This is a genomic window from Rothia sp. HMSC065B04, from assembly GCF_001812285.1.
Lineage (GTDB): Bacteria > Actinomycetota > Actinomycetes > Actinomycetales > Micrococcaceae > Rothia > Rothia mucilaginosa.
Window position 1 is genome coordinate 646,735 of the sequence record NZ_KV808408.1, and the last position, 13,329, is coordinate 660,063.

General features: G+C 57.0%; 7 protein-coding genes. All 7 read left to right on the plus strand.

What is annotated here, in order from left to right; translation table 11 throughout:
- Positions 1 to 378 precede the first annotated feature (378 nt).
- The 7 genes from HMPREF2845_RS05830 (at position 379) to HMPREF2845_RS05860 (ending at position 13,303) form a co-directional block, all read left to right on the plus strand.
- Positions 379 to 2,847 (plus strand): fibrinogen-like YCDxxxxGGGW domain-containing protein, encoded by a 2,469-nt coding sequence (locus tag HMPREF2845_RS05830; protein ID WP_070634143.1) that lies wholly within the window; start codon positions 379 to 381, stop codon positions 2,845 to 2,847.
- 345 nt (positions 2,848 to 3,192) lie between these two features.
- Positions 3,193 to 4,053: a hypothetical protein gene (locus HMPREF2845_RS05835; protein ID WP_070634144.1), complete on the plus strand. Its 861-nt coding sequence runs from the start codon at positions 3,193 to 3,195 to the stop codon at positions 4,051 to 4,053.
- Positions 4,054 to 4,242: 189 nt separating this feature from the next.
- Positions 4,243 to 7,698, plus strand: a complete 3,456-nt coding sequence (locus HMPREF2845_RS05840) for a fibrinogen-like YCDxxxxGGGW domain-containing protein (protein ID WP_246824608.1) — start codon at positions 4,243 to 4,245, stop codon at positions 7,696 to 7,698.
- A gap of 478 nt (positions 7,699 to 8,176) precedes the next feature.
- A complete protein-coding gene (locus tag HMPREF2845_RS05845; protein WP_070634146.1) occupies positions 8,177 to 8,965 on the plus strand; it encodes a CDP-alcohol phosphatidyltransferase family protein in 789 nt (262 codons plus the stop codon).
- Positions 8,966 to 8,976: 11 nt separating this feature from the next.
- Positions 8,977 to 9,927 (plus strand): glycosyltransferase family 2 protein, encoded by a 951-nt coding sequence (locus tag HMPREF2845_RS05850; RefSeq protein ID WP_070634147.1) that lies wholly within the window; start codon positions 8,977 to 8,979, stop codon positions 9,925 to 9,927.
- Between the two features lie 17 nt (positions 9,928 to 9,944).
- Complete coding sequence (locus HMPREF2845_RS05855) at positions 9,945 to 11,300, plus strand: O-antigen ligase family protein (RefSeq protein ID WP_070634148.1); 1,356 nt, start codon at positions 9,945 to 9,947, stop codon at positions 11,298 to 11,300.
- Complete coding sequence (locus HMPREF2845_RS05860; protein WP_070634149.1) at positions 11,297 to 13,303, plus strand: lipopolysaccharide biosynthesis protein; 2,007 nt, start codon at positions 11,297 to 11,299, stop codon at positions 13,301 to 13,303. Before HMPREF2845_RS05855 ends, HMPREF2845_RS05860 begins: the two co-directional genes overlap by 4 nt.
- Positions 13,304 to 13,329 lie beyond the last annotated feature (26 nt).

A 13,329-nucleotide genomic window follows, 5' to 3' on the forward strand; every position in this document is an offset into this window, starting at 1 on the left:
CCTGTGGCGGCTATGATGGGTTGGGATTCATTGCGTCGGATGGGTTGCTTCCGTCCTTTCCGATGATGGGCTGAATCTTGATCTGTGGTGTTTCTTCGCTGTTGGTACGACAGAGGAAACTTCACAGATTTTTAGCGTTCCGCTTCGTACGGGTGCGTTGCCACTGTTGGCTTCGTGCGTGAGGGGTGGGGCGTATTCATTCAATTTCCGATAACTACACTCACTGATTCCGGCTACAGACTCGCTGTTAGCGCAGTTCATAACGCTTCCCCCTTACCCCGATGCCTGGTCACTATGCTGTGCCTTGTGTGGGGTGGGTGTTGCTGTGTGAATTGCAGTTTTCTGCTGTGTGCCGGTTGAGGTCTCTAGGAGAGACAAATGAATTTTCTTCCGTTCACGCGTGGAGGGCGCGCGCAGGGTGCTGCTTCCTCCGCTTCTGAGGGCTCTCGCGTAGCTTCTCGCTCCGGGTCCCGTGCTTTGGGTGCGGCGGCTGCTTCTTTTGCGATGGTTGCGGCTTCTTTGGGTCCGATTGCTTCGGGCGCGCAGGCTGCTGATGCACGCTACTATGACGGTTCGTCGAGCGAGCGCGCGGCTGCGAGCTGCTGGGAGGTTAAGCAGAATAATCCGCGTGGCAAGAGCGGCGCGTACTGGCTGTACACCCCTGCGATGAGTGCTCCTGAGCAGTTCTATTGCGATCAGGAAACTGATGGCGGCGGCTGGGTTATGATTGGCCGCGGTCGTGAGAGCTGGACTGAGAACTACTACGGTCGCGGTAATGCCGATCAGCTGTATAAGAACCCGACCGGCTTTGATGCGGTGCAGCTCTCCGGCGTGACCGTGAACGCGCTACTGAACGGTACCCGTCCGCAGGATTTGCCCGATGGCGTGCGTTTCCATCGCGCGATGAACGTTGAGGGCACTACCTGGCAGGATTTTAAGGCTCACCGTGATTCCAGTACCGAATGGACTTGGACTTTGCGTTCGAAGATGTTCTGGTCAAATATTTCGGTCAAAAACACCTGGCAGTACAGTAACCGTTATGACTACGCCAACCGTGGTCAGGTGGCTGGTAACATCTTCACCCATGATTCTGATGACTTCCGTTCCCTGAACTTCGAAGAGAAGGCATCGCAGGGCTACAAGTTGGGCTTCACCTACGGTCGCAACGCTAAGATTACATGGTGGACCGAGACCTACCTGATGAACCGTCCTTCGGCGTATATTTACCGCCCGGCGGATGATTCGACCACTCCCCTGGTATTTACTCAGATGTTCTTGCGCCCGAAGGTGACTCAGAACGATTTGGTGGCTAAGGGTCTGCATGATTATGGCCAGCAGGGCGCTGCGGCAAGTAACCGCCGCGCGCTACCCAATAGCTACTCCGAGAAGTGGAAGTGGCGTACCAGCGCTGATACCGGAACCGGTAAGAACGGCGAGATGAACACCCAGGTTGAGGCGATCACCGAGGTCGGTGGCACTGTCTTTACCGGTGGCGATTTCGCGTATGTTGAGTCGGCAAGCGGCGAGAAGGTTGAGCAGGCTTTCTTGGCTGGTTACGAGGTGGGTACCGGCGAGCTGCGCCGTTCCTTCCGCCCGAAGATTAACGGTCAGGTGAAGTCGGTTGAGGCTCTGCCGAACGGCCTGCTTGCTGTGGGTGGTTCTTTCGACCAGGTGAACGGCGAGTACTACAACGGTTTTGTAATTCTGGATCCGCAGACCGGTCAGGTTGCTAAGGACTGGGATATCCGCGTGGTTAGCCGCATTGCTTCCGTACCGGTACAGATTAAGACCCTGCACGTGCGTGATGGCTACCTGTACATTGGTGGTTCCTTCACTCACTTGAAGGGCCAGACCTCCCCCACCTACGCGTATGCGAGGAACCTGGCTCGCATTAAGTTGAGCAACGGTGAGGTGGACTGGAACTGGCGTCCGGTCTTTAATGGCACAGTTAACGGCGTGAGCGCTTCTGAGGGCAATGCCGATGTGTACGTCGCTGGTTACTTCACCCAGCTGAATAACCAGGAGGCGTTCCGTCTCGCTCATATGCAAGGCAGTAGCACGAACCCGGTAGCTTGGCACCACCGTCCTTCGTATACCCCCAAGAATGCCCAAACCTGGGATTTGAAAAACGAGCGCAGGATGTGGGGCTTCCAGTTCGATGTTCAGGATGCTGGTTCCTCCGTCTGGGTGGGTGGCACCGAGCATATGATTACCCGTTACGAGAAAAGCTCGATGCGCCGCACGGACAGTGCGATTACTCGTGAGGGTGGCGATTTCCAGGATCTGCACCTGAGCGGCAACACTATTTACGGTGCGTGCCACTGCGGCGATTTCCTCTTCCAGGGCGCAGACACTGTCTATTCGGAGTGGGAGAACGCGACTAATGCTCAGACCATTCGCCTGGTAGCTGCGTTCGATAAGGACAGCGGCAAGATGCTGCCGGAGTTCGCACCGATTATGAACGGCGCGTATGGATACGGTGTGTGGGAGTCCTTCGTGGATTCCACGGGCACCCTGTGGGTTGGTGGCGATATCCGTAAGTCGCTGGGCGCTAATGGCGTACAGCCGACTATTGGCTTCGCGCGTTATGCTCCTCGTGATGTGACCCCTCCGGCTCCCCCGAGCGATCTGAAGGTCACGACGAACGGTTCCAAGGATCAGCTGACGTGGTCGGGTATTTCCGAGCGCAGGGTGAAGTACCAGGTTCTGCGCGATGATCGTCCTATTGCGACGGTTACGGGTACGAGCTATTCGGTGGATCACCGCGATGGCGCCCGCTATTATGTGCGCGCGGTAGATACTGCAGATAACTATTCGGCAAGTACCGAGGCTGTCCAGGCAGCATAACCCCTCATCAGGGCAATATCCACTTTTGTGACAAAGAATTTTAGTGATGTTCGCCCTATTGTCCCGGGCTGGTTCATGACCAGCCCGGGACTTTTTTGCACAATGTGAATCTATTTCATTCATTTACATGAAGGTTCTTTCATTCAGAGATATATATTTATCTTCCATTCGGGCAAAAATAGAGCATTATTTAGGGCTTATTCTCATCATTTATAAAAACGTTATTTTTGCGGGTCTAAGTGTTTTCCCAGCTTTGCGTGTTAGCCTTTAGGTGCTTTGCCATTGTGCGAGGTATTATCTTCCGGAATATAGTCATTCTCACTCCAACCACTAAAGAGGCTTCCTATGTCATCATTCTTCAAGCAGTCCTCCCGGTCCCGGCTTCTGGGCACCCTGGGCACCGTTGCGGTATCCGCCCTGGTTCTGAGCGGTTGCGCTACTGAAAACCCGAGCTCCGATAGCTCTTCTTCCGCTTCTGCTTCCGCAAGTGTTTCCGCTTCTGCACACGCTTCTTCCGCTCAGTCTTCGAGCGCTTCCCCTAAGGTTTCTGAGCAGGGCACCGCTTCTGCATCCGCTGAGGCTTCGGGTGAGGCATCTCCCAAGGCAAATGCTGAGGCTACTTCTTCTGACGGTCAGAAGCTTGAAGAGATTTACACTGGCGCTGAGGAAATGAAGAACGCTTCTTCCGTGCCCGTTGACGCTGAAGAAGTTAAGAAGACTACCGAACTGGTTAACTCTTTTGAGACCATTCTGACCAAGGTCAAGGCGGCTCCTTCCGCAGCTCCTTCTCCCGAGCGTACCGCTGATCCGAGTAGCGATGAAGAGGCCGAGCAGCAGAACGTTGAGCAGGCGCGTGCTGTTCTCGATGATGAGACGATTCGCTCCATCGAGGCGGTAGCTGTGGATTCCGCTGCCGCTGAGTTTGCCGTGCAGGCTTCCGAATACGCACTGGCTGGCTGGCACTACGAAGGTTCTTCCACTGTGGTGGGCACTCCCCGTATGACTGAAACTCAGTACAAGGGTCAGCCCGCGCGCATGCTGGAAGTATGCATGGATTCTTCCTCGGTGAAGATCTATGACGAGAATAATCAGCCCGTTAAGGATGACAATTCTCCTAAGCGTTCACTCAATATTTACACCCTCGTTCAGGTCGATGGTCAGTGGAAGATTGCGACCCATGATTTCCCGAACAATCCTGATTGCTAGGGTCTAATTAAAGATGCCGGTTTCCAGTTATGATTCGCTGGAACCCGCGCATTATCATCCATAGCGCATTAATGTTGATGCGCACTCGATAACATTTCTTGGCATTCATTTGGAGATATTATGAAAGCCCACCTTGGCATGACGGGCTCCGGCTTTTCACGTTCTGCTATAACCCGCTCAACTCTTTGCTTGAGCATTGCTACGGCTTTGGCTTTGCCCGTAGCTATCCCCGCTATTACGCCGAGTACCGCTGTCGAACAGACTGCGGAAAAAAGGGACTCTGCTTTCTACAATGGCACGACCTCCGAGCGTGCTGCCGCCAGCTGTTGGGAAGCCAAGCAGGCTAACCCCGAGGCAAAGAGCGGCGCCTACTGGCTGTACACTCCCGCGATGAGCCAGCCTACCCAGTTCTACTGCGATCAGGAAACTGATGGTGGCGGTTGGGTCAAGATTGGTGAGGGCCGCGATGGCTGGACCGAAAACTACGAAGGTCAGGGCGACACCTCCCAGCTCTACAGTGATGCCGCCCCCGCATCGTCCGGTTTGACTCTCGAGCAGGGCAAGCCTCTGAGCTCCCTGCCCGCCGCAAAGACCCCGATTCAGCTTTCGGGTACCACTATTTCTCAGCTGCTCAACGGCACCCGCCCCGATCAGCTGTCCGATGGTTACCGTTTCCGTCGCGCTGTAAACACTTCTGGCACTAAGTGGCAGGAGGCGACGGTGGAGCGCCGTCAGACCTCCGAGTGGACCTGGGCTCTGCGTTCGAACGCTGTCTGGTCTAACGCGGTCGTCACGAACCCTAGCGAGTTCTCTTCCTACGACGAGAATGGCCGCAGGGACTGGCTTAACGGCGAGTGGCAGGACCATATGCTGGGCGGCCAGAACTACGGCTTCAGGACGATGCTCTTTGAGGAAATGGCCTCGCAGGATTACCGTATGGGCTTCCGTTACGGTGCGAACGCTCCCATTTCGCAGGATGGCTCTGAGCCGGCGATGACCGACGCGCAGAACTCCTACATCTACGGCAAGGAAAGCAAAGGTGAAACCTCTTTCGGTTACACCCAGATGTTCCTGCGCCCGAAGCTGACCCAGAACGATTTGCATCTGGGCGCTATCCCGGATTCCGGTACTCAGGCGAGCGCTCGTCGTGCCCTGCCCAGTAGCCGTTCGGCGGATTGGCGCTGGCGCACCAGTGCTAAGACCGCCTCCGGTAAAACCGGCGAGATGAACACCTATGTTGAGGCCATCACCGAGGTCGATCACGGCAACGGCACCTCCAGCGTGTTTATTGGCGGCGACTTCGAGTACCTTGAGTCCTCTACCGGTGAGCATGTTGCGCAATCTAATATTGCTGCTTTTGACCCGGAAACCGGCGAGTTGCGCCGCGACTTCAAGCTGACTGTTAATGGTCAGGTGAAGGCTGTTGAGGCTCTGCCGAATAATCGTCTGGCGGTTGGCGGCACCTTTACCCTGGTTAACGGTAAGAAGCATGAGAGCTTCGTCGTTGTTGACGCTACGACCGGTGAAGTTGCCCCTGAATGGGCCCAGGTTAAAGTCGAAGATCGCATTCGTACCGAGGTCATGACGGTGAAGACCATTCACCGTCAGGGTGACTACGTGTATATTGGCGGCACCTTTACCCACATTTATGAAAGTGAAAAGGCGGGTGAGGCGTATTCGCGCAATATTGCCCGTTTTAAGTTGGGCGAGCCTTCTAACGGTGTGCCCGGTATTGTGAGTATAGACCGTAACTGGCGCCAGGTGTTCAACGGTACTGTCAACGGTATTAGCGCCTCCGCTGATAACTCTCATGTTTACGTAGCCGGTTACTTCACCTGGCTCAACGGCGGCCTTGCCTACCGCGTGGCTGATATTACTCAGCATATGCAGAAGGGCAGCCCGTGGGCGTACCAGCATTCTGAGATTCCTGCCGGCGCTAATGTCTCTGACCTGCGTAATGAAACCAAAATTTGGGGTTTCCAGTTCGACGTCCAGGATGCCGGTACCGGCGTCTGGGTGGGCGGTACCGAGCACCTCATCTCTCGTTACGATAAGGCGTCCTTGACCCCCACCTACACCGCGATTACCCGCGATGGTGGAGACTTCCAGGATCTGCACCTGCACGGTAACACCATCTACGGCGCCTGCCACTGCGGCGACTTCCTCTACCAGGATTCGCGTAACAAGCGGACCCCCGTGGGCGGTTCGAGCGTGATTCACTCGGTCAAGCTGGTTGCTGCTTTCGATAAGGACAGCGGTAAGATGCTGCCGGAGTTCTCCCCTGCTATTAAGGGTGACCACGGATTCGGTATCTGGGAGTCTTTCGTGGATTCGAAGGGCACCCTGTGGGTTGGCGGCGATATTCACCGTTCGCTGGGTGTTCACGGTACTCAGGATACCGTCGGTTTTGCGCGCTTTGAGGCTCGCGATGTGGCTCCTCCGCCTACCCCGCAGAACCTGAAGGTTGAGCTGAAGGACGATAAGGACGTTCTGACCTGGGATGCCGTGCAGGATACCGGTAGTGTCCGCTACCAGATTCTGCGTGACGACCGAGTTATCGCTAGCACTTCGGGTACGAAGTTCGAGATTGACCACACCGATAACGCACGTTACTTTGTGCGTGCAGTGGACAGCTCGGATAACTACTCTGCATCCACTCCGGTTCAGGTAGCTCCGGTTCGCCCGACTCCTACCCCCACGGAGACCGCAACCGAGACTCCTACCGCTGACCCGACGGCAAGTGTGGATCCGACTGCAGCTGCTGACCCGACCGCGAGCGCTGACCCCAGTGCTTCGGCAAGCGCTACCCCGAGTGCAGAAGCGACTACTGAGGCACCGAAGGTCCAGGATCCGGACCCGAAGGTTGAGGAGCCTAAGCCCGCCGATCCCAAGCCTGAGAATCCGAAGGAAGAAGCCGCTAAGGACCAGATTGTTCTGCCCTACGCCTCGGATTGGAAGTACATGGTCTCTACCCAGGCTCCCAACCGTAAGTACGGTTGGAAGTACAACTTCCACTTCAGCCTGGAAGATATTGCGCAGGAAGCATGGCAGACCGGCAAGACCCCGATTGGGGTCGGTACTGGTAACCTCAACCCCTCCGTTAAGGTTCCGCTCGTGCGTTCCCGCCACAATATCTACGCCTACACCACCATCCAGCTCACTCGTGAGCAGGCCAGCCGTGATCTCGTGCTGACCACTTACGCGGATGACGCTATTGCGGTGGGTGTCAACGGTGAAGAGGTTGGTCGTTCCAACTTTGACACTCGTGGAAAGCTGTGGAATAGCGCGATTGCATCGAGCTCGATTGATACCGCTACGGCTCAGAAGACTCCGGTGACCTTCACCGTTCCGGCTTCTCAGCTGAAGGCTGGTGAGAACCTCATCGCTGTTGAGGTTCACCCGGGCATTAGCCGACGTAACGTTCGCCCGAATGTGAGCTTCGATTTGCAGGCTACCTCCAAGGCACCGGTTGCTGAGCAGCCCGCCGAGAAGGAAGGCGACAAGGAGGCGGATGCTCCCGCCGCACACGAGGCTGAGCAGCCCGTGGTCGACAACGCGAACAACGCGGCAGCCGGCCAGGGCGAGCGACGCATCGTCAATAACGGAGTCGGAACCCGCGTTCCGATGCAGTCTCGAAGGAACTAATACCTTCTAGATAATCTCAGCTAAATGGGGTTTGATTTTCTGAATGATTCAGGAAATCAAACCCCATTTGCGTATATTCCCCACTTTTCCGTGTTTTTTGCATCATTTATTCCCATTATTTGTGCTTCTGTCATGTGCCTCTCTGCACAATGTTCAGAAATGTTTTCTAAATCCACAATTCACGAGAACAAAGCGCCGATAACCCCCTCTAACAGCACACCAAGCCTACCCGAAGGATCCCGCAAATCTGCACCAAAGCGCATTGTCAGAGGGTTTTTACGACACAATTGTTGACCCTGACCACACGCCCCCTGTTGCACTTCATCTCGTTGTAAAATATCTATATAGTGGTGTACGTGAAAAAAGGGACCAACCACCTCTTTTTTCGCGTGCGAGACTTCCGGACTTTCTCGCAACCACCCCGAAAGGGAGTAATTCACTCTCCTTCACTCCTCTCACCGATTAAAAAGGAATGTGCATGTCCACCTCTGAGGCACCTCACGCCCCGAACTCCGCGCCCGCATCGGGATTTTCTGCGAAGTTTTCTCACACCCTGCGCTCTCTTGAAGCAGCGCAGAAGCCCGGCATTGGCGTTCCCGCCTACACCCGCTGGGTCAACCGCCGAGTAGCACGCTACTTCGCTGCGGCAGCTGTTGCGCTGGGCATCACCCCCAACGGCGTCACCGCAATTTCCGCTGCATGTTCCGCGGCAGGCATCATCGTTCTGATTACCTGCCCGCCCAGCGTTGGTGTAGGTATCTGCGTTGCCCTGCTTTTCGCGCTCGGTTACGGTCTGGACTCCGCTGACGGCCAGGTTGCTCGCGTGACCGGCGCGTCCTCCCCCGCCGGTGAGTGGCTCGACCACGTGGTCGACTCCATCCGCGTGCCTTCCGTGCACATGGCAACCCTGCTCTCCTTCCTGCTGTACCCGGCGCACTACTCCTTTACCGGCTCCAGCGCATTCAACGGCTGGATCATTGCGATGCCGATGATTTTCACCGCGCTGACCGCAGGTCACTTCATGAGCCAGATTCTGGCTGAGCAGCTGCGCAACAACCGCAAGACCGCGGCACCGCCGACCGGTGGTCCCCTGCGCTCCTTCATCAACCTGCACATGGACGCTGGCACCCTCTGCTGGATTTACATTTTCGTTGGCTTCGGCCCCGTATTCGTCATCGTCTACGCACTGCTTCTTCTGGCTAATGCCGCAACCGTCCTGCTGTCCATGCGTCGCAAGTACGTTAGCCTCGCGACCTCCGCTGAGTAAGGAGAATCCCAATGATGCACTTCACCTCTCGCACCCCTGCTGTTTCCGCCGTTATCGCAACCAACGGCAAGCGCCCCGAACTGCTGCGCGTGGCTGTCCGCTCCATCCTTGAGCAGAGCTACCGCGGTTTCGTTGAAGTTGTTGTTGTCTTTGACCGCGTTGAGCCCGACCGCCTCGAGGACATTGAGGTCGGCGAAAACCGTGCCCTGAAGATTGTCTCCAACACCCGCTCCGGCGGTCTGGCTGGCGGCCGCAACAGCGGCATCATCGCCTCCAGCGGCGAGATGATTGGCTTCTGCGATGATGACGACTACTGGATGCCTTCCAAGCTCACCCAGCAGGTCGCTCTCTGGCGCGAAAACCCCGAAGCAGCCGCTATCTCTTCGGGTATTACCGTCCGCTCCGGCGGTCAGGATATCGTGCGCCTGGCGCCCGAGCGCGCAACCTTCGCAGACTTCCTGCGTTCGCGCATTACCGAAATTCACCCCTCCGCCATGCTGTACTCCCGCGAGGATCTGCTCGGCGTTGACGGTAAGCCCGCCTGCATCGGCCTGGTCGATGAGGAGCTGCCCGCCGCCTACGGTGAAGACTACGACCTGCTGCTGCGCGCAACCCGACACGGCGATGTGCTGAGCGTGCCCGAGCCGCTGATTCTGGTGCTCTGGGACCGTCCCTCTTTCTTCTCCGGCAAGTGGCAGTCCATGGTTGACGGTCTGAGCTACATTCTGCGTAAGTTCCCTGAATTCGAGCAGGATCCCAAGGGCCTGGCACGTATTGCCGGTCAGATTGCCTACGCTCAGGCTTCTCTGGGCAACAACAAGGAGGCGCGCGCGTACGCTCGCGCCGCTCTGCGCCGCGACCCCAAGCAGCTTCGTGCGTGGGCGGCGTATGTGGTGTCCACCGGCGTTATTAAGCCCGCTACTCTTCTTGATCTCGTCCAGAAGACCGGTCGAGGTCTCTAACCAGGTATCGCACAGACATGGTTTCCTCTTCCGTTCTTTCCCCTCCGGGCACTTCGCCTGTGGCGCTGAAGGATTCTGCTGGATTGGATAGTACTCCGCCCAGCAGTATTCTGCGTGCCCGCGCGCGCAACCGTCCGGTATCTACGGCGCAGAAGAAGCTCCCCGCTTGGCCTCTGCTGGCGTTGCTGTACGGCTTCCCGGCGCTGTGGGCTTTGGGCGTGCTTCAGATTGCACCGCTGGTACTGGCAGCGATTATGCTTTTTTACCTCATTATTCGAGGTAATGTGCGCGTGCCCGGTTCTCTGTGGGTGTGGGGCGCATTCTGCGTGTGGGTTGTTGTTGCGGCGCTTGCGCTGACCCGTTCGACCGACATTATTGGTTGGGGTCTACGCTTTGTAAATATTCTCAGTGCCGGCATTTACGCCCTGTACTACTACAACGCGCGAGCCTCTATTAGCATCAATAGGCTGCTGGGCGGTCTGGCGACTCTGTGGGTGACCCTGATTGTTCTGGGGTACGGTGGTGTTCTCTTCCCCGAGTTCCGCCTGCGTACTCCGATGAGCTTCATCATGCCTTCTGGTTTTATGCAGAACCCGCTGGTGCGCGACTACATGCTTCCTCCCCTGGCTGAGGTTCAGCGTCCTTGGGGTGCTCCCGAGGCGTATATTCGCCCCTCCGCGCCGTTCCCCTACGCGAATAGTTGGGGTCTGGCGTACACTCTGCTCACCCCGGTGATGCTGGCGTGCTTGCTTCGCCTGCATTCCATCTGGCTGCGTATTGCGTTGCTGATTGGTATGGCGCTTTCTACTGTGCCTGCGATTGCGACCAGTAACCGCGGCATGTTCATTGGTCTAGGTATCAGCGCAACGTACGTACTGTTGCGTCAGTTCCTTGCGGCTAATTGGCGTGCTGTGGGTACGGGTGTTGCGGCGATTACGGCTGTGGTTGTGGCGCTCTTTGCGTCGGGCACCGTGGATAACATTCTGGGTCGTCAGGACTACTCTGACTCCACCGGTGGCCGTGCGGCGCTCTACCGCGCCACCTGGAAGGCGACCTTGGAGTCCCCGATTATTGGTTACGGCACTCCGCGTATGGAACCGAGCATTGGCGTGTCAATGGGTACCCAGGGGTACCTGTGGACTCTGATGTTCTGCTTCGGCTTCGTGGGTCTGGCGCTGTTCGCGCTCTTCAAGGTGTGCACTGTAGCAGGCGGCGCACGAGTGAAGACCACCTCCGGGTACTGGCTGCATAGCGTGCCGGTCGCGTGCTGCGTCGTCTTTATTTTCTACAGCTTCGATATTGCTCAGATGACCATTCTGATGCTCGCGTCGATGGCGTGTATTCGTTCCATTCGGGATGGTGAGGGGCTATGACGAAGAATCAGTCCCCTCGTGGTTTAGAGACCACTGCGGTTTCAGCTTTCGATGATGCCTACTCGACGGGCGGTCACCCTAGCCGCCGTGCACGCCTGCGTGAGAGCGGCGAGTACGTGGATCCTGTAGTGGAGCAGGCTGACTCGCAGGCAGAGTCTTCTACCGATGAGTTTGCTCCGACGGTGGACGATATCCGTTCCGGTCGTTTTCCTGCGACCACGGCGCTGTCGATTGTGCCTCCGGCTCGAGGCTTTGCTTCCGAAGAGTTACTGCCCGATTCTTTGGAGGCGGGTTCTTCGGAGTCAGGTACTTCGACTGCTGGTTCCTCAGCGGCAAACGCTACCGCTGTAGTGGGTGCTCATCTGTCCGGTTCCCGGCGGGTTGCCTCGGCTACTGCTGAGTCTGTAGAAAAGGCGCAGGAAGAAAAGACTCCGAATGAGAAGGCTAAGCCTTCCGCGTCAGGTGCTCAGGCAGATAGCGCATCCGCGAAGAGCGTGCCGGTTAAGAAAGCTCCCGGAAAGGCTAAGCAGCCCAGCCTGGCAAAGAGCGGCTCTCTTGCTTCTCTGTGCGTGATGTACGGCGCGGGTATCGCGTTCGTGACCACGATGGTGGTGTCGAACGGTATTGGTGCTGAGGGTTCGGGCGAGTTTTTCCGTCTGATGGCGTTGTTCGCGATTGCGATTTCGCTGGTGACTTTCGGCGCGGATACGGGCTTGGTTCGTACGATGAGTGCTCAGCGTGCGCTGGGTCGTTACGGTGTGCTTCCGCAGCTGATCCGTTACGGTCTGATTCCTTCGCTGGTGACTTCGGTGCTTCTGGTGGCGGGTGTGTACATCTACACCGAGATTGTGCCGATGGCTCCCCAGTATCAGGCGGCGATGCGTGTCAGTTCGGCTTTCGTGCTGATAGCGGCGCTGATGACGGTGTTCTTCGGCGCTCTGCGTGGCCTGCATCGTGTGGTGACCTTTACGCTCCTGCAGAATGTTCTGCTTCCCACTCTGCGTTTTGCGGCGGTGGGTTTGGTTGTTCTGTTCTCGGGTCAGCTCATGGATTTGGTGTACGCCTGGACCATCCCGGTGGCGATTACTGCGGTGGTTGCCCTGTGGCTTTTGGAGCGGGCGTTCCCTTCCGAGGAGCATCTGGAGGTTCTTCCTTCTGTGGATTCTCCGACCGAGACGTTCCGTTCGTTCTGGGGTTTCAGCTCTGCACGCGGTGTCGCAACCGTTGTGGAAACGATTCTGGAGTGGATTGACGTGCTGGTGGTGACGGCGTTCTTAGGTGCTGCTGCAGGTGGTGTCTATGGTGCTGTGAACCGTTGTGTTCGTGTGGGTGCCATGATTGAGCACACCGGACGTGTGGTGACCGGCCCGTCGATTAGTGCGGCGTTGGCGACTCGTCAGCTCGATCGTGCTCGAGAGATTTTCCTATCGACTACTCGCGTGTTGACTGCTCTGTCTTGGCCGTTCTACCTCTCCTTGGCGTTCTTTGGTCCGGTTCTTCTGGGCTTCTTCGGTAAGGGTTTTGAGGCTGGCGCCGGTATTCTCTGGGTGATTTGCCCGGCGGCGATGCTGTCGATGAGTGCCGGTGGTGTGCAGTCTGTTCTGCTGATGAGCGGTAAGAGTCGCTGGCAGCTGTTGAACAAGCTCTCCTCGCTGGTGGTGGCTGTGACTTTGAACTTCACCTTGGTTCCGGTCTGGGGCCTGTACGGTGCGGTGACGGCGTGGGCTTCTGCTCTGCTGATTGACACCTTCCTGGCGAGCTACCAGGTGTTCCGTTTGGTGGGTATTCGTGCTTCGGTCCGTGAGATGGCTCCTTCGCTCTTCTTGGGTGCGGCTGTTCCGACAGCGTGTGCTCTGGTGTCTTTGACTTTCTTGGATCAGAGCGTATTGGGCGTCATCGTGTACGTGGTGCTTCTGGTGCCGGTGTACGGTGCGGTGCTGTACCGCTTCCGTAAGGCTCTCGGTATTGAGCGTTTCCTTTCCGCCCGCCGTGCGAAGTCTTAGTCTTCCGCTTCTTCTACGTTTTTCTC

What these genes read in the sequence shown, in the direction of transcription:
- HMPREF2845_RS05830 (WP_070634143.1), top strand. Translation starts at nt 379, where the DNA reads ATGAATTTTCTTCCGTTCACGCGTGGAGGGCGCGCGCAGGGTGCTGCT.
- HMPREF2845_RS05835 (WP_070634144.1), top strand. Translation starts at nt 3,193, where the DNA reads ATGTCATCATTCTTCAAGCAGTCCTCCCGGTCCCGGCTTCTGGGCACC.
- HMPREF2845_RS05845 (WP_070634146.1), top strand. Translation starts at nt 8,177, where the DNA reads ATGTCCACCTCTGAGGCACCTCACGCCCCGAACTCCGCGCCCGCATCG.
- HMPREF2845_RS05850 (WP_070634147.1), top strand. Translation starts at nt 8,977, where the DNA reads ATGATGCACTTCACCTCTCGCACCCCTGCTGTTTCCGCCGTTATCGCA.
- HMPREF2845_RS05855 (WP_070634148.1), top strand. Translation starts at nt 9,945, where the DNA reads ATGGTTTCCTCTTCCGTTCTTTCCCCTCCGGGCACTTCGCCTGTGGCG.
- HMPREF2845_RS05860 (WP_070634149.1), top strand. Translation starts at nt 11,297, where the DNA reads ATGACGAAGAATCAGTCCCCTCGTGGTTTAGAGACCACTGCGGTTTCA.